This window comes from Haladaptatus paucihalophilus DX253 (genome assembly GCF_000376445.1).
In the GTDB taxonomy this organism is placed as follows: Archaea; Halobacteriota; Halobacteria; order Halobacteriales; family Haladaptataceae; genus Haladaptatus; species Haladaptatus paucihalophilus.
On sequence record NZ_AQXI01000004.1, the window covers coordinates 283235 to 298918 of the forward strand.

The window sequence follows — 15684 nt, forward strand, 5'->3', positions numbered from 1 at the left end:
TCTCTCTCATTTCCCGTATTCTCTCTCATCTCCAATACTGTACTCCCATAATGGGCGGTCCCATCGCCTGTAGTTTATCCGATAGCGTCACGACCTACCAAGTATGTCATCCGCGTCATACCGGTGTACGTGCGGTGCGACCCTCGAGTACAAGCAGGATCTCGTGAAGGAACAGGGTGAGGTCTATCCGACGTGGAAGTGCAAAGACTGCGGGACGCCGATTCCTGGACAAATCGCCGAGAAAATAAAACACCAACATCCATCGTGACGCGGTTCAATCGTTCCCTCAGGTCGATAAATCGTGGCGATTCCATTCGTTGACTACTCCGATGGTAATCGCCGCCCTGTTTAAGTCGTTCTCGCGATGACGAGTAGATACGAGGAGGATTTTCGCGGACTGTTGTCCTTCGTGCGATGAGAAAACGATACCGTCGGTGGGACAACCACGTCTGGGTTGTAAATAGTCGGGGGAAAAAGTGCACCAGTGCGTACTATTTTCCTTCTGAATGAGAGATCGACAACAGCGAAGAGATGAGCTGAAAATAGCTGATTAAGGTGGCTATTGTACCTATTCCTTGGACCCACCAGACCACACCCCACGGAGCCATATCCTCCGCTCTCCCCGAAAGCGATGAAAAGAAACCAGTGAGACGATGTCTCCACGGATAGGCCGCGATACCAGTAGACCCAATACCGGTCGTTGCAATCGACCAGACGAATGTCTCTCAAGGGCCGCGTCCGTGCGTCCTTCAGCACTGGGTGGGTGGAACGTGACGGTGTCTGGCTTTCTGTCGCTGTAACCGTCGGCACGCTGGTGTATCTGACATATCTCGCCATCTATCCATATCCGGCACACGGTGCGGGATTGTATCTCGCAATCGCAGAACAGATTAGCATGCACGGGTATCGGCTACCGGAAACGATTCCACACTACACTGCAGGAGGAGTTCCGTTCGCGTATCCACCGCTGATGTTTTACGTAATCGCGGTTCTTCACGATGCGCTCGGTCTCGATCCGATATCACTCACGCGATATCTCCCGGGACTCTTCACGGTCGTGTATCTGATTCCCTATTATTACCTCGCGAAAGAACTCCTCGAATCACCGGCGCAAGCAGGAAGTGCCACCGTCGTACTGGCTATAACACCGGTCGTCCTCAAATGGCACCTCGCGGCGGGCGGCATCGTCCGCGCGGCGGCGTTTCTCTTCGTTCTCACTGGCCTTTACACTGGCATACGAACGTTCAAAGCGAAGGATCGACGATGGCTTTTTCCGTCGATCGTATTGTTCACCCTTACGATTCTCACTCACCCCGTGTACACAGCGTTCTTTGGTCTTAGCTACCTCCTCATGGTCGGCTTTTTCGACCGATCGTGGAGCGGGGTAGGACTCGGTGCATCGGTCGCAATCGGGGGAATCATACTAGCGGCTCCGTGGTGGTGGCACGTCGTTTCGATGCACGGGATATCGATTTTCACCGCTGCAGCCGGGACACACGACGGACTCGGCGGCGGAATCGCTCGTCTTTTCGACTCGTTCGTCAAACCGTTGTTATCACAGTCTCAATGGCTCTTCTATGCCCTCTCGGTCGCCGGGAGTTTGGCCCTCGTCCGACAGCGGAAATTGTTCGTACCGACTTGGATGCTACTGACGGGATATCTCCTTACGCAGGATCGACTGCTGTACGTCGCGGGGGCGATGGCGGCGGCAGTATTCATCTGCGAAGTTTGTCTGCCGATCGCCAAGAGGCAGCTGGGAGGTGAACTCCGGGAACGATACATTTCACTACTTCTGCTCGCACTGATCAGCAGTTCGATAGTCGCTGGCGGTGTCCTGATGACGACCGATAGTGCCACCGAGAATCGAATAGAAACACTCCTTCCCGCATCATACATGGACCGACACGACGAACGCGCCATGGGGTGGGTAAAACGTCACACCCTCCCCTCGTCACGGTTCGTCGTACTCGGTGATGCTGCAGAACTATTTCCGTTCCTGACACACCGTACGAGCCTCATGAGTCCGTGGGGTGTCGAGTGGAAAGGAAATCCCCAGTTCGAGCGTCAAAAGAGGTTATACGACTCGACATCGGCTTGCAAGAGCGCTGGTTGTCTCACACAGTCGTTTCAGAACGCGGACCGACAGCCGGAGTACGTGTATGTTCCAAAAGGAGAATATACGATACGACGAGACGACCACGTCCAGTCGATTCGAATGCGCCGGTCGCTCGTGCGGTCGCCGGAGTACACGCTCGTATTCGAAAACCGGGGCGTGATGATTTACCGGGTGAGTCGTGTCACAGCGCGGACGTAACTTTCCCTACTCTACTCCCCCCATTTTAATCAGCGAGGGAATCCCGGCCTTGAGGCCGGGCGGAAATCGCGTAAGCGACACTGCACAGTCCACCGGGAGACGAGTGCGAAACCCGCACAGATGACGCTTTCGGCGTATTCGGACTGAAACCGACAGCATTGCCGGAATCCTACTGTTGTGGGAAGCTCCGCCGTTTCCCGCCGGGAAAATGTCACCGATGAATACTGATTTAAACAGTTCCGGCTTCGATTCCGAGATGCTGCCGTAAATCAATTCATGCGTGTGGTCTGACACCCATCTATGGAAGAACACCCTCCGATATCCATCCTCCTCCCGACTACAGTTGCTGTCGAACACTTACGTTCGGAAGGGATCACTAATTAGTGCGTGTATATTTTCATGGCGGGAGGACTGCGGGAGCTAACGCCGTCACGCTTCAACCGTCGTTCACTGTGCCGTCTATGACTCTCGTCGATTCTCGGTTACCGCGTACCAGTAGAACCGTATTTGCCATCAGATGAAGATTCCGCTCGACCATCGGGGAGTTGATTTTGCAATGAAACGACGAGTGGTCGGTCACAGTAGAAGTATTCCATCTGGCGTACTAATTTTCACCCCAGTTAGCATACAATGTCATTCCTAACGGAGAAGTTGCCATCAAACACGGTGTCTTCCCTCGGATTTTGACGCTGTTTTCGGCTTGGTCGGATGATTTCTGACCCTTTTTCTGCCCGCTTTTCGACTTCGCTTTCCACGGAGATACCAATCACTCGATCAGAACTGTATGATACGGAGTGATGAACTGGAACGGTGATGGAATACAGGAGGTTATCGCTCCGAATACCACGCCTGCTTTTGTTCGTCATCCAGGCTACGTCCGTTTTTCTCGATACCCTCCTCCAACTCCGCGACGCGCTGTTGAAGTTCCTCGATCTCCGTGCCAAGCGTGTTAATTGTTTCGCTGAGAATTCCGATTACTTTTCGCGTGTCGGGGTCGATACCGGATGCTGCCTGCATCTCGTTCACCTGCTGTAGCAGTTCACCGTGTGAGTCCGTCATAGAACGGGTATAGAATGGAACTACTACAAATCCTTTGGCACGTATCTAATATGACAGACTTTATATGGGGTGTAACTGAGTGTTGTGATTCTCAGCATCGAATGGGCCTCGTTCGTTGAATCGATCGCGGCGATGAAAAACTCCATTCGGAATGGCTGGCATTTAACACGGTATCAGCTGTGTATTTGAATTCGTCTGCAACTCGGCCAAGTCAATATCCCTCGTTCACTCCCCTCAAGCCAATCGGCATGGTCGACACGGCATCAGTTGTCATCTGGATGCTTATCGCGCACCAGAATCCGGCCACGTGACCGGAAACGGTTTAACCACGGGGTATGGCTTCCCCCGAGTTCTATGATGTGCACCTTCGCCAAGAAGAGATAGACCGCCAGCGAAAGAACGTATACCACCGGCGTTATCGCCAGTTGCCAGAGAATCGTCGACGTGAGGTCGACCCCGATAATCGGATGCCAAACTCTGTTCATCGTCCGGAAGAGACGAATCAATGGGACGTGGAGCAGATATATCCCGAGGGCGTGTCGCCCCACTTTCGGGAGAATCGTATTCTTCCCCAACTGTGGGTTCGAGAGCACGTATGCGAAGAGAGCGAGAACGAAGAATATCGTCGAGATGGTGTACTCCGTCAAGTATATCTCTTGGTGAAGAACGTTATTGCGAATGATGTAGCCGATAGCATACTGCTCGACGAGTTGGACTCCCGCGAGAAGGCCGACCGCTCCGAGATAGATGTGGCGACGGTTCTCGTTCGGCGTCCAGTCGGACGAGTTGATGTGGTATCCAAGAGCGACGTAGAAGAAGCCGAAGAAGAGGGCGTCCCGCGTTCGGAACGGTACGTTCGCGATCATTTGATAATTCGTTCCGACGAGGCCAACGATGTGAACGAGCGCAGCGATGGGCAACAGATAACGGGTTTTTCGGAACTTGACGAAGCAAGCGACGAAACCGAGGGAGAAGATCAATGCCGTCAGAAACCACAGCGGAACGGCGAGTGCGTTTCCATAGTACAGTAGGTCGATGGTGGAGATGTCACCGAGGCCGTGAGCGATGAGAGCATTCGCTACGGGAACGCCTTGGAATAACGCGAGCCCGATCACTGCCGTTATAGAGAGGAGTCTCCCGAACAGATAGATCGACCCGAGTTTCTGGACGGAGCCACTCACGGTAGATTTGACGTTGTTGACATTCACCGTCTCCGCGAGGAAGTATCCGGACGTTACGAAAAAGAACGGAACGTCGAACTGGCCGATAGTGTCCAGTACGAAGTAGACGTAATTCCCGCCCGTTCCGAAGCCCCGGAACGGTTGAACGTGTGCGATGACAATGAAGAATATAGCGATTGCTCGCAGCGTATCTATGCTGTGAATTCGATCACTCATCGTATCTCAAATATCCATTGAGAAGTCACTCCCTCCTATTTAAAACGCCTCCGATTATGACGGGAACGCAGAAATCAATCAGCGCCGTGCTCACAAATTATTTCTTCGCCCGTCTCACCGTTGTGTTGGAAATAGAAGCGATGCATAACGTCGGGATTCGCGGATTGGCGCAGCATGTCCATCGCGTGACCTCCGCTTGAAAACAGAAGTGTGAGCTATCGGTCTATTTCATCGCCACCTCGACACCCATTTCGCGATGGTATCCGCTGGTATTGCAGTGGCGACCGTGAGTCGTCTCGGATACGTGGTGTACACGGTTTTCGGTCGATTTTTACGCGCTATCGTGTGTGTCTCCCGAGTCGTTCCATTGACACAGCCGATGACGCCCCCGTCCATCAGCAACAGCGGCGAGCCGCTGTTACCATCTCCGGTCGGAATCGTCGCTTCTATCCAATCCGAATGTGGGTTGTAGCGCTCGTACCGGCCCAAGGATGTCACCCAGTCACCCACCATTTTTGGATGTCCGACCGCGAGCACGACATCGTTCCGAGAGGGGTGTGCATTCGTCGCCAGTGAAAGCGGAGGCGGGGTTTCGAGGTCCGTCTTGAGCAAGGCGATGTCCGGAAAGAGGTCCCGGTGAAATCCGACGCGAGTAGCCGTTCCCGTTCGGTTATCGAACGTTTCGAACGCTACCGATGTCGCTTCTCGAACGATATGAGAATTCGTAAGGATGTATCCACTATCGACGACCCACCCGGTCCCACCCCCGGAATCGGTCGATAGTCGGACAACCGACCGTTGTACCGTTTCTCCGAGCGTACGGGCTCGGTCGCGGATTTCCTCGGAAAACGGCTCGAAATCATCGACAACAGTGGTCCGATACTCGGACGCGGCCGATTCGGCGCGCCGACAATTTCCGAAGCCGCCGACGAAAGGGGAGACGGAAGCGAGGCCAGTCACGCGAAGAATCCCTCTTCGGGAATAGGAGGGCGTCATCCGCCCGAACTCCATCGTTCAGCATCGGCCGTGACGGATGAATTCAGCCCCCCGGATGTCTTTTGACTCGTTTCGAGCGCATTCTCATCCGCTAGAACTAGACGGATTCATCCCAAAGGGTTGTGGCTGTGAGTGCTTTTCGTGACCGGAGGGCCGCTTCGTCCATCGGATGAACTGCATACGAAATTTTTTATCGCATATCTTCGAGAGCGTCGTACTCCCTGTCGGCGGTTCGCTCGTTCTCGTCGTGAGTACGCTCATCCCGACGACCGGTATTGTTCGAGCAACCAACCGTGTTCGTCGTGCTGGAAGGACTGAGACGGCCCTTCGACAGTTTTGTTTGACGCGGCGGTGCTGACTCAGGGCCACAGTCCGCGGGATTCTTTGGCCTCGGCGATTCGAGAGAGGGCGACCACGTAGGCGGCATCGCGCCACGTCACGTCGAATTCCGCTTTGGCATCGGACACGTCGTCCCACGCGCGGAGCATCGCCGTCTCCAGTTCGTCGTTCACGCGTTTGAGCGACCACGACCGACGGTTGATGTTCTGGAGCCACTCGAAGTACGAGACGGTCACACCGCCCGCGTTGGCGAGGATGTCGGGAACGACGGCGACATCATTCGATTCGAGGATTTCCGCGGCTGCGAACGTTGTCGGCCCGTTGGCACCCTCGATCACGATGTCGGCTCGGACGTCTTCCGCGTTCTCCGCGGTGATGACGTCGCCGATGGCGGCGGGAATGAGAACGTCCACGTCGAGTTCGAGGAGGTCCTCGTTCGAAATCTTCGCGGGCGAATCGTACTTCATAACGCCTTCTGGCTGTTCCTCGTGGGTCGGTACGGCGTGGGTATCGAGGCCATCGGGGTCGTATATGCCACCGTTCACGTCCGAGACGGCGACGATGGTCGCACCGTAATCGTCGAGGATACGGGCGGCGTTCGCGCCGACGGAACCGAATCCTTGGACCGCGACGGTCGTCTCTTCGATGTCCATCTCGTAGTGGTCGATGACCTCACGAGCGATGATAGCGACCGACCGGCCGGGTGCGGCCGCGCGACCGTAACTTCCGCCGAGAACGGGCGGCTTGCCGGTGACGACGCCGGGTTGGGTTTCTCCTTCCTGCATCGAGTAGGCGTCCATGAACCACGCCATCGTCTGCGCGTCGGTCCCCATGTCCGGTGCGGGGATGTCCTTCTCCGGGCCGACGAAATCGCGCACCTCTTCGGCGAACCGACGGGTGAGCCGTTCTTTCTCGCCGAGCGAGAGGTCCTTCGGGTCCACGACGATGCCGCCCTTCCCGCCGCCGAAGGGGAGGTCCATCACGGCGCACTTCCACGTCATCCACATCGAAAGACCGACGCACTCGTCTTCGGTGACGTTCGGGTGGTAGCGAAGGCCGCCCTTGTACGGCCCGCGAACGTCGTCGTGCTGGGAGCGGTAGCCGGTGTAGACTGTAACGGTGCCGTCGTCGCGCTTCAGCGGGACCGCCACCCGTTGGACCTTCGTCGGATGTTTCAACCGTTCGATGATACCCGGGTTCACGTCTACGAGTCCCGCGGCGCGCTCCAGTTGCCGCCGGGCCGTTTCGAGCGCCGTCTCGGATTCGGGTTCCGCGTTCGACTCCTCGGCAGCGACCGCGTTCTCCTCGCTCTGCGCCATCAGGTGGTCACCTCCGGCTTGATGCGGCGGTAGACCGTTTCAACCGAATCGATGACGGCGTCGGCGATTCGAGAGGCCGAGGCCTCACTGAGTGTCAGCGGCGGAGCGAGCATCAGGTGGTCGCCCGCCAACCCATCGACCGACCCCTTTCCGGGGTACGTGTAGACGCCGCGGTCGAGTGCGGCGTCGTAGACCCGCTTGTAGACCTTCGAGGAGGGGTCGAAGGGCTCTTTCGTCGCCCTATCGGCGACGAACTCCAGTCCGACCATCGGCCCCATCGCGCGGAAATCGCCGACCATCGGGTGGTCTCGGAGTGCGTCGAGTTCGGAGACGAGTTGGCGGCCGCGAGCGCGACCCTGTTCGAGCACGTCGTCCGTGTACCGGTCCACGACGAAGTTCGCCACGGCCGCGGACAGCGGATTTCCGGCGAACGTGTGGCCGTGGGCGAACGAGGCACCGTCGTGGGTGAACTCCTCGGCCACGTGGTCACGAACGAGCACGGCACTCATCGGCGTGTAGCCGCTCGTGAGGCCCTTTCCGAGCGTCATCATGTCGGGAACGACGCCGTAGTGTTCCATGGCGAACAGCGGTCCGGTTCGGCCGAATCCGGTCATCACCTCGTCCGCGATAAAGAGCACGTCGTACTCGTCGCAGATGTCGCGGACTTCCTCGTAGTAAGCGGGGTGCGGTGCGGTCGCAGGGATGCTGGCGCCGCCGACCGGTTCGGCGATGAAGGCTGCGACCGTCTCGGGACCGCGTTGGCGAATCGTCGTTTCGAGTTCACGCGCGGCGGCACGGGCCTGCTCTTCGGGCGTTCCCTCGAACGACCACCGGTACGGGTACGCCGGCGAAATGTGCTCCCAATCGGCCAGGAACGATTCGTAGCCCCGCCGTCGAAGCGTGTTCCCGGTCGCGGACAGTGCACCAAACGTTGCGCCGTGGTACGACTGCCAACGGGAGATCACGACGGACTTCTCGGTCTTCCCACGCGAACGAAAGTACTCGCGTGCGAGCTTGAACGCCGCCTCATTTGCCTCGCTCCCCGAGTTCGTATAAAACACTTTGGAGAGATCACCGGGAGAACGCGTTGCGAGCGTGCGCGCGAGTTCCTCGGGTGCGTCGTGGGAGAAGTGAGACAGACTGAGATACGAGACGTTCGACGACTGTGACTCGAATATCTGGTCGATGCCCGGAACCGAGTGGCCGAGATTAGTCACGGCAGCGCCCGACGCGGCGTCGATGAGTTGCTCGCCGTCTTCGGTCACGAGAAACTCGTCTGTGGCGTGGTCTATCCTCGGCAGGTCGGGCTCGATTCCCCCTCCCCACTTGTAGAAGATGTGGTTCTGATGTGCCATCTATCACGATTGACTGCACCCCATAATAAAATAAGTCTTACTAAGAAATCCGAATTTTGTAGAAGTTCCAAAACGCACCGGAGTAATCTAAACCAGTACCAGACAGACTCGCGTCACGGGATCGGTGTGAACGGAATAGGTAGGAGGCCAGAATCGACGGTGGATTCAGAGTGTCGGGTCCTGGTCGATGGGGACGTGGACCGTCTTCTCTTGGGTGTAGGCGTTGAGCGTATCACGGGAGCACTCGCGGCCCATGCCGGAGCGTTTGAACCCGCCGAACGGGCTACCGGTGACGGTGCGTCCGTAGAACTTGTTGACCCAGACGCTTCCCGCGTCGATGTCGGCGGCCGCGCGGTGGGCGAGCGAACCGTTCTCCGTCGCCACGCCCGCGGCGAGGCCGAACTCCACGTCGTTAGCGAGTTCGATGGCCTCGTCGTAGTCGCTGAAGGTGATGACCGTCTCGACCGGGCCGAATATCTCCTCTTGCGCGATTCGCATGTCGTTGTCGGCGTCCACGAAGACTGCGGGTTCGACGAACCACCCGTCGTCGGTGCCCTCGGCTTCGACGGCGTTTCCGCCGGTCGCGAGGGTGGCACCTTCTTCGACGCCGAGTTCGAGGTACGAGGTCACCTTCTCGTACTGCGCTTCGGAGACGAGCGGGCCGAAGGTGGTCCCCTCGGCGAGCGTGTCGCCGATTGTGTGTGACTCCATCTCCTCGACCAACTTCTCGACGAACTCGTCACGAACGTCCTCGTGGACGAGCGCGCGTGAACAGGCGTCGCACGACTGGCCGGTGTTGTACGTGATGCTCCCGGCGACGGTCTCGGCGGCCTGTTCGATATCCGCGTCGGGAAAGACGACGAACGGCGATTTGCCACCGAGTTCCAGCGTGACGGGCGTGATGTTCGAGGCGGCCGACTTCATCACTTCCTCGCCGGTCACGTCCTCGCCGGTGAACGAAACCTTCTGCACGTCGGAGTGACCCGTGAGGGGCGCGCCCGCCTCTTGGCCGAAGCCGGGGACGACGTTGAAAACGCCATCGGGCAGGACGCCCTCGGAGAGTTCGGCGATTCGGAGCGCCGTGAGCGGACTCTGCTCGGCGGGTTTCAGGACGACGGCGTTGCCGGCGGCGAGCGCCGGGCCGATCTTCCACGAGGTGAGGACGAGGGGGTAGTTCCACGGCGTGACGCAGCCGACGACGCCGTAGGGCTCACGACGGGTGTAGATGTGCGCGTCGTTCGCCGCCGCAATCTCCTTGCCGCCCTCGGCGCGGCAGATGTTCGCGTAGTACTCGATGAAGTCGATGCCCTTGTTGACCTCGCCCTTGGCGTACGACAGCGGCTTGCCCACGTCGAGGCTCTCGAGAATCGCGAGTTCTTCGATGTTGTCGCGGAGGACGGAGACCCATTCGAGGAGGGCTTCCGACCGCTCCGCGGGCGTCGCATTGCCCCACTCGTTCTCGAAGGCGTCCTGTGCGGCCTCGACGGCCGCGTCCACGTCAACCTCGTCGCAGCGAGGTACCGAGAGAATGGGTTCGTCTACGACGGGGTCTCGCGTCTCGAACGTCTCGCCGCTTTCCGCTGGGTGAGACGACCCACCGATCCACGCTTCGAACGTCCCGAATGACTGTGCCTCCTCGCTCGCTTGCTGATGGTTCTCTTGAACCGAGCCGGTGTAGTGTTCTAGTTCCATGGTTACTGTGCTCGTTCGTCATGCACCTCGAATCGGGCGCTAATAAAACTAACTAGATACCAAAATGGAAGTGGATATATTGTGATGATTCTAATTTAGGATGCGCTTGTTAGCTCATAGATGAATCAGTGGGTGGTGGCGTGGTTCGGGACGGGCAATCGACGACCCGATTATCGCGCCCTCATCGCGGGGCGAGACTCACTCCGTCGCGGGGACGAACTTGAACCCGTATCTGACGATTCCCTCCTCCTCGTAGATGCGACGAATGCGACCCGAAACGGGCATACCGACCGCCACCTCGGTCGGGTCGACATCCGTGACCTGTGCGGTGATTCGCGGTCCTTCGTCGAGGTCGACGATGGCGACGACGTACCGCCCCTCCGCCTGCGCCTGCCCGGCGAACTCCGGCGGCGCACCACCCGGCGAGAGAACGGTATAGGAGTAGATGGTGCCCTCTCCCGAGAGGTCGACCGTCTCGAACTCGTCGTTTCGGCAGTCGGGACACGCCCCCTTCGGAGGGAACGCGATGGTCCCGCAGTCGGTACAGCGTTCGCCCTCGAACGCCAATCGTTGCCCCACGGTTCGCTCGTACATCGGAATCGAGATGTGTGCTCCCATCAGTTCGACACCTCCTGCAATCGCGCGTACTCGGCGTAACTCAACTCCTCGGTCGCGTCGAGTGCGGCACCGACGCCAGCCGACGCGCCCTCGTCTTCGACTCTATCGGTCGTCTCGAAGACGAACGCGCTCGCGCCGTGGCCGTACCCGTATCCGGCGACGAGGATTGTAGAACCCGACTCCGCGGCGTCGAGAGCCGCGGCGAGACCGACGAGGGGCGAGGCGACGCCCGCGAATCCCATGCGCTTGACGACGAACCCGGCACTCATCTGGTCGGCGTCGAATCCGAGTCGAGCACCGCCGCGCCACGACATCTTCACGTCGTCCTGCGGGAACACCGCGTGGTCGATATCCTCGACAGCGCAGTTCGCTTCCTCGAGGGCGTCGTCCACGACGGTCGAGAGCGCTTCCACGAAGCCCTCGGTCGTGTATCCGCCGAGCGAGAGGTCGGTCACCTGCCCGTCCATTCGGAACTTCGCCGGGAGGTAGGCGTCCACGTAGTGGGCGCTTCCGACGCGGACCGCGAGCGGATCGTCGCCGACGACGAACGCCGCGGACCCGGCACCGAGGACGTGCTCTGCGTCCTCGTCTCGGGGGGCGTCGGGCGCATCGGATGCAACCACGAGGGACGACCCGAACGAGAGTCCGACGTCGAGTGCTTCGAGACCCGCCTTCCACGAGTTGCCGAACTCCAGCGTCCGGCGTGCCCCGTAGATACCGAGCGCCCGCGAGAGCGGTCCACTCGCCAACGACCCCGACTGCGGGTTCGACGTGGTGGCGAACGTGAGCGTCTCCGTGCCGTCTCCATCGACTGCCCGCCCCGACTCCGTGGCCATCGTGATGGCGTCCTCGTCGTAGGCGAGGACGGTCTTGCGGTCGATTCTCGCGGCGAATCGACCCCAAACCTCCTCGTACGCCTCGGCGGTGACGTGGTAGGACGGAAGCGAGACGGCGTAGTCGGTTATGCCGACGCTCATGCGTCCACCTCGTAGATGAAGACGGTCGCCGCACCGCCGGACCCGCCGACGTTGTGCGAGAGTGCGACGCTGCCATCGACCTGTCGTTCGCCCGCGTCGCCGCGGAGTTGGTCGAACACTTCCACGACCTGTCCGATACCGGTCGCTCCCAGCGGGTGACCCTTCGACTTCAACCCGCCGCTCGTGTTGACGGGCAGGTCGCCGTCTCGTCGCGTCCGACCCTCGTCGATGAGTCGCCACCCCTCGCCGCGGTCGGCGAATCCGAGGTCCTCGTAGGCGAGGAGTTCCGCGATGGTGAAACAATCGTGGACCTCCGCGAAGTCGATGTCGTCGGCGGTTCTCCCCGCACGGTCGTAGGCGTCGTTCGCGGCCTCGCGGACCGCCGAGAGCGACGTGATGGTGTCCCGGTCGTGGAGCGCGAGGTGGTCGCTGCCGCCGCCGAATCCGGTGATGTACACCGGGTCGTCGGTGTACTCGTGCGCTTCGTCGGCCGGGACGACCATCGCACAGGCCGCACCGTCGGTCGTCGGGCAGGCGTCGTAGAGGTTCAGCGGATCGGCGATCTCCGGCGCACCCTGTGCCTTCTCCAGCGAGACTTCGCGCTGGAACTGGGCTTTGGGATTCACCGCGCCGTTCTCGTGGTTCTTGACGGCGACCCTCGAGAGGTGCTCGTGTTCGGCATCGGTCTCGTGGAGATATCGCTGGGCGGCGATGGCGTAGACGCCCGCGAACGTCATACCCGCGAGACGCTCGTACTCGGTGTCGCCGCTGACGCCCAACCAGTACTTCGACCGGTCGCCGCTGAGGTCCAGCATCTTCTCGACCCCGCCCGCGAGGACGGCATCGCTCGCGCCCGACCCGACGGCGTGAACCGCGTCGAGCAGGGCGAAGCCGCCGGAGGCGCAGGCGTTTTCGACGCGCTGGACCGGCAGACCGGTCAGTCCGAGGTGCGACGTGAGCGATGCGCCCGTGATGCCGAGTTGGTAGCCGCCGACGCCGAGACTGCCGACGTAGGCTCCGTCGAGGACGTCCGCGTCGAATCCGCGGTCGACCGACTCGACCATCGCGTCGTAGGCCGACTCGAACAGTTCCTTGATGCCAGCGTCGGGGTGTTCCCCGTAGGGACTTTGGCCCGCGCCGACGAGTGCCACGTCGCGCACTAGTCGCCACCACCCGTGTAGATGCCGTCGGGGTCGAGTTTCTCGCGGATGAGTCGAATCTCCTCGTCGTCGGGGGTCGGCGTCTCGGTCACGTCGTCGGCGAACTGGACCTCCCAGCCGGTGGCCTCCTGTACTTCGTCGCGGGTGACGCCGACGTGAAGCGTGTCCACGTACATCTCCCCGTTGTCGTCGAATTTCATCACGGCCTTATCGGTGATGACCGCCTCGGGGCCGCCGCGGAGTCCCATCTCCTCGCGTCCTTCGACGTACCCCGGCGAGGTGATGAAATCGACCTCCTCGGGGAATCGGCGCTTCTGATGGGGCGTGATGATGAGCGTCCGGTGGGCGTTACTGGAGATTTCGCAGGCTCCACCGCTCCCCGGAAGCCGCACCTTCGGGTCGTCGTAGTCGCCGATGACGGTCGAGTTGATGTTACCGCGTTTGTCGATCTGTGCGCCGCCGAGGAAGCCCACGTCGATGCGGCCGGACTGCAGATAGCGACTGAAACCTTCGTACATCGGAACGATGCTTCGCGCCCCTGTTGCGAGGACCGGGTCACCGATGGAGAGCGGGAGCGCGTCGGGGTTCGAATCGACGGTCCCCGATTCGTATATCATCTGGAGATCCGGCGCGTGCGTCCGCTTGGCGAGGTTACACGCGAGGTTGGGGACGCCGACGCCGACGAGAACGGTGTCGTCGTTCCGCAGTTCGAGCGCCGCGCGCGTTATCATCAGCTCCGTGTCGGTGTAGTCGAGGTCGCTCATGCGTATCGCCCCATGTCGATGGGTTCGGCGTAGTCGTGGGTCGGTTCGAGGTCCAGCAGGCGCTCGGCACCGAGTTTCTCGACGTACTCGCGGCGGTCTTCGACGCCGTAGACCCACTCGTCGAGCCACTCTTGGGTTGACTCGTGCGTCTTCGACATCTCGTCCCATTCGAGATACGCGGCGTTGTCGCGGCCGTAGTAGCCCTGCGTGTAGGACGGATGCGACCCGTAGGGCGCTTCGACCACGTAATCGACGACGGTTCCCGGAATTTCGGTCCGGTTGGGGTCGCTTCGGAGCGTCTCGGTGTCCACGATTTCCTCGACGCAGAGGACGACGGTGTCGGCGGCAAAGGCCGCGTCGACTACATCGCCGGTGATACCCCAGAGGTGCGCGTCGCCCTCGGGACTCGCGCGCTGCCCCCGGACGATTGAAACGTCGGGATTCAACGGCGGGACGACGCAGACCTGCTCGTCGGGGGCGAACGGATTCTTGACGGTTCGGATACTGTCGTTGTGCTCCGGGAGACTCGACCCGACGAGGCTCCGAAGGGGAACGAACGGCATGTCCCGCGCGCCAGCGAAGAGGCGCGAGACGAGGCCGAAGTGCGAATACTCGTCGATAGTTATCTCGTTCGGAACGCCGTCTTCGACGGCGCGCCGGAAGGCCCGAAGACTCCCGACGCCGGGGTTGCCCGCCCACGAGAAGGTGACCGCCGAGGCGCATCCGGCGGCTATCATCTGGTCGAAGACGAGATCCGGTGTCGCCCGCATGAGGTGGAGGTCCTCGTACTCCTGTCTGATTATCTCGTGGCCCGCGGCGAAGGGAATGAGATGCGTGAACCCACCGAGGTAGACGCTATCCCCGTCGTCGACGGCACCCGATATCGCGTTCGCCAAGTCTGTTACCTTCGTCATCGTTGCCCAGGTTTGTAGTAGTCCTATATTTATCTTCTCCTCACAAGAGTAGTTACAAATCAAGACCAGATATTTTGATTCTATAGCAATGTACGGGGCCTGTTGACAGTCGTCGTGACGGTGGTGCGCATGCGGGATAGGGAAGGAAAGCAATGCGAGAGAAAAGGGAGAGAGCAATGCGAGAGAAGAGGAAACGAAAGTGTGGGGAGAAGAAAGGAAAGAGATACGAGGTCGTTTCGAATGACGGTTCGTCGAGAACGAACTTCGAGGCTCAGGAACGAAGCGCTTCGAGGTCCTCGTCGTCGTAGTTGACGAGGAGACGGGGTTCATCCTTGAACGTCTTGAGGACGATGTTCGTGGCCGAGTGAGCGACGCCATCGGTGTGGATGATGTCGTCGATGAACTGCTGGAGGTGGTCGTGGTCGCGGAGGTGGGCGATGAGGATGAACGACTTCTCACCGACCATGAAGTACGCCGTCTGGACGCCGGAGATGTTCGAGAGACGCTCGCCGATGTCGTCGTATCCGGGACCGTACTCACTCTTGATTTCGCTGATGACGGTGAGGTTCAGTCCGAGTTCCTTCCGGTCCAATTGCGGCACCTTCCCCGTGACGATGCCCTGCTCGCGGTACTTCTCAATGCGGTAGTAGACCGTCGAGGGACTGATTCCGAGTTTGTCGCTCAGTTCGTCGACGCCCAAGTCCACGTCGCCTTCTCGGTCCAACCAGCGGAGTATCTCGAAATCTTTCTCATCGAGGTTTACGTCGGCCATGATTGTAG

14 protein-coding genes are annotated in these 15684 nt (G+C 59.9%); 2 read left to right on the top strand and 12 right to left on the bottom strand.

The features are described 5' to 3' along the window. The first annotated feature begins 103 nt into the window (after positions 1–103). The gene (locus B208_RS24605; protein ID WP_007981325.1) at positions 104–268 is read left to right on the top strand and encodes a hypothetical protein; all 165 of its coding nucleotides are present in this window, start codon (positions 104–106) and stop codon (positions 266–268) included. A gap of 450 nt (positions 269–718) precedes the next feature. After that, a complete protein-coding gene (locus B208_RS0121760; protein ID WP_007981323.1) occupies positions 719–2314 on the top strand; it encodes a hypothetical protein in 1596 nt (531 codons plus the stop codon). 828 nt (positions 2315–3142) lie between these two features. Here the strand turns inward: B208_RS0121760 and B208_RS0121765 are convergent. From B208_RS0121765 to B208_RS0121825, 12 genes are all read right to left on the bottom strand, one after another. Beyond that, the gene (locus tag B208_RS0121765) at positions 3143–3373 is read right to left on the bottom strand and encodes a hypothetical protein (RefSeq protein ID WP_007981321.1); all 231 of its coding nucleotides are present in this window, start codon (positions 3371–3373) and stop codon (positions 3143–3145) included. Between the two features lie 263 nt (positions 3374–3636). Then, on the bottom strand, positions 3637–4770 hold the full coding sequence (locus B208_RS0121770; protein ID WP_007981319.1) for an acyltransferase: 1134 nt from the start codon (positions 4768–4770) through the stop codon (positions 3637–3639). 228 nt (positions 4771–4998) lie between these two features. Beyond that, entirely contained in the window at positions 4999–5781 is a 783-nt protein-coding gene (locus tag B208_RS0121780; RefSeq protein WP_007981318.1) for a S1 family peptidase, read from the bottom strand. A gap of 344 nt (positions 5782–6125) precedes the next feature. After that, complete coding sequence (gene gdhB, locus B208_RS0121785) at positions 6126–7424, bottom strand: glutamate dehydrogenase GdhB (protein WP_007981316.1); 1299 nt, start codon at positions 7422–7424, stop codon at positions 6126–6128. Continuing rightward, positions 7424–8779, bottom strand: coding sequence for an aminotransferase family protein (locus B208_RS0121790; RefSeq protein ID WP_007981314.1), 1356 nt, complete (start codon positions 8777–8779; stop codon positions 7424–7426). The genes gdhB and B208_RS0121790 overlap by 1 nt, the downstream gene beginning before the upstream one ends. 165 nt (positions 8780–8944) lie before the next feature. Beyond that, positions 8945–10471 (bottom strand): aldehyde dehydrogenase family protein, encoded by a 1527-nt coding sequence (locus tag B208_RS0121795; protein WP_007981313.1) that lies wholly within the window; start codon positions 10469–10471, stop codon positions 8945–8947. A 198-nt stretch (positions 10472–10669) separates the two neighbouring features. After that, the gene (locus tag B208_RS0121800; RefSeq protein ID WP_007981311.1) at positions 10670–11089 is read right to left on the bottom strand and encodes a Zn-ribbon domain-containing OB-fold protein; all 420 of its coding nucleotides are present in this window, start codon (positions 11087–11089) and stop codon (positions 10670–10672) included. Next, positions 11089–12066 (bottom strand): 3-oxoacyl-[acyl-carrier-protein] synthase III C-terminal domain-containing protein, encoded by a 978-nt coding sequence (locus B208_RS0121805; RefSeq protein ID WP_007981309.1) that lies wholly within the window; start codon positions 12064–12066, stop codon positions 11089–11091. Before B208_RS0121805 ends, B208_RS0121800 begins: the two co-directional genes overlap by 1 nt. After that, positions 12063–13226: a thiolase domain-containing protein gene (locus tag B208_RS0121810; protein ID WP_007981307.1), complete on the bottom strand. Its 1164-nt coding sequence runs from the start codon at positions 13224–13226 to the stop codon at positions 12063–12065. Before B208_RS0121810 ends, B208_RS0121805 begins: the two co-directional genes overlap by 4 nt. Continuing rightward, positions 13226–13990 (bottom strand): 3-oxoadipate--succinyl-CoA transferase subunit B, encoded by a 765-nt coding sequence (locus B208_RS0121815; protein ID WP_007981305.1) that lies wholly within the window; start codon positions 13988–13990, stop codon positions 13226–13228. Before B208_RS0121815 ends, B208_RS0121810 begins: the two co-directional genes overlap by 1 nt. Beyond that, positions 13987–14904 carry a CoA transferase subunit A gene (locus B208_RS0121820; protein ID WP_007981303.1) on the bottom strand — a complete coding sequence of 306 codons (918 nt, stop codon included), beginning with the start codon at positions 14902–14904 and terminating at the stop codon, positions 13987–13989. Before B208_RS0121820 ends, B208_RS0121815 begins: the two co-directional genes overlap by 4 nt. A 271-nt stretch (positions 14905–15175) precedes the next feature. Continuing rightward, positions 15176–15676: an Lrp/AsnC family transcriptional regulator gene (locus B208_RS0121825; RefSeq protein ID WP_007981301.1), complete on the bottom strand. Its 501-nt coding sequence runs from the start codon at positions 15674–15676 to the stop codon at positions 15176–15178. Between the last annotated feature and the right edge of the window lie 8 nt (positions 15677–15684).

Coding starts and splice junctions, on each gene's coding strand:
- B208_RS24605 (WP_007981325.1), top strand. CDS start 104: ATGTCATCCGCGTCATACCGGTGTACGTGCGGTGCGACCCTCGAGTAC.
- B208_RS0121760 (WP_007981323.1), top strand. CDS start 719: ATGTCTCTCAAGGGCCGCGTCCGTGCGTCCTTCAGCACTGGGTGGGTG.
- B208_RS0121765 (WP_007981321.1), bottom strand. CDS start 3,373: ATGACGGACTCACACGGTGAACTGCTACAGCAGGTGAACGAGATGCAG.
- B208_RS0121770 (WP_007981319.1), bottom strand. CDS start 4,770: ATGAGTGATCGAATTCACAGCATAGATACGCTGCGAGCAATCGCTATA.
- B208_RS0121780 (WP_007981318.1), bottom strand. CDS start 5,781: ATGGAGTTCGGGCGGATGACGCCCTCCTATTCCCGAAGAGGGATTCTT.
- gdhB (WP_007981316.1), bottom strand. CDS start 7,424: ATGGCGCAGAGCGAGGAGAACGCGGTCGCTGCCGAGGAGTCGAACGCG.
- B208_RS0121790 (WP_007981314.1), bottom strand. CDS start 8,779: ATGGCACATCAGAACCACATCTTCTACAAGTGGGGAGGGGGAATCGAG.
- B208_RS0121795 (WP_007981313.1), bottom strand. CDS start 10,471: ATGGAACTAGAACACTACACCGGCTCGGTTCAAGAGAACCATCAGCAA.
- B208_RS0121800 (WP_007981311.1), bottom strand. CDS start 11,089: ATGGGAGCACACATCTCGATTCCGATGTACGAGCGAACCGTGGGGCAA.
- B208_RS0121805 (WP_007981309.1), bottom strand. CDS start 12,066: ATGAGCGTCGGCATAACCGACTACGCCGTCTCGCTTCCGTCCTACCAC.
- B208_RS0121815 (WP_007981305.1), bottom strand. CDS start 13,990: ATGAGCGACCTCGACTACACCGACACGGAGCTGATGATAACGCGCGCG.
- B208_RS0121820 (WP_007981303.1), bottom strand. CDS start 14,904: ATGACGAAGGTAACAGACTTGGCGAACGCGATATCGGGTGCCGTCGAC.
- B208_RS0121825 (WP_007981301.1), bottom strand. CDS start 15,676: ATGGCCGACGTAAACCTCGATGAGAAAGATTTCGAGATACTCCGCTGG.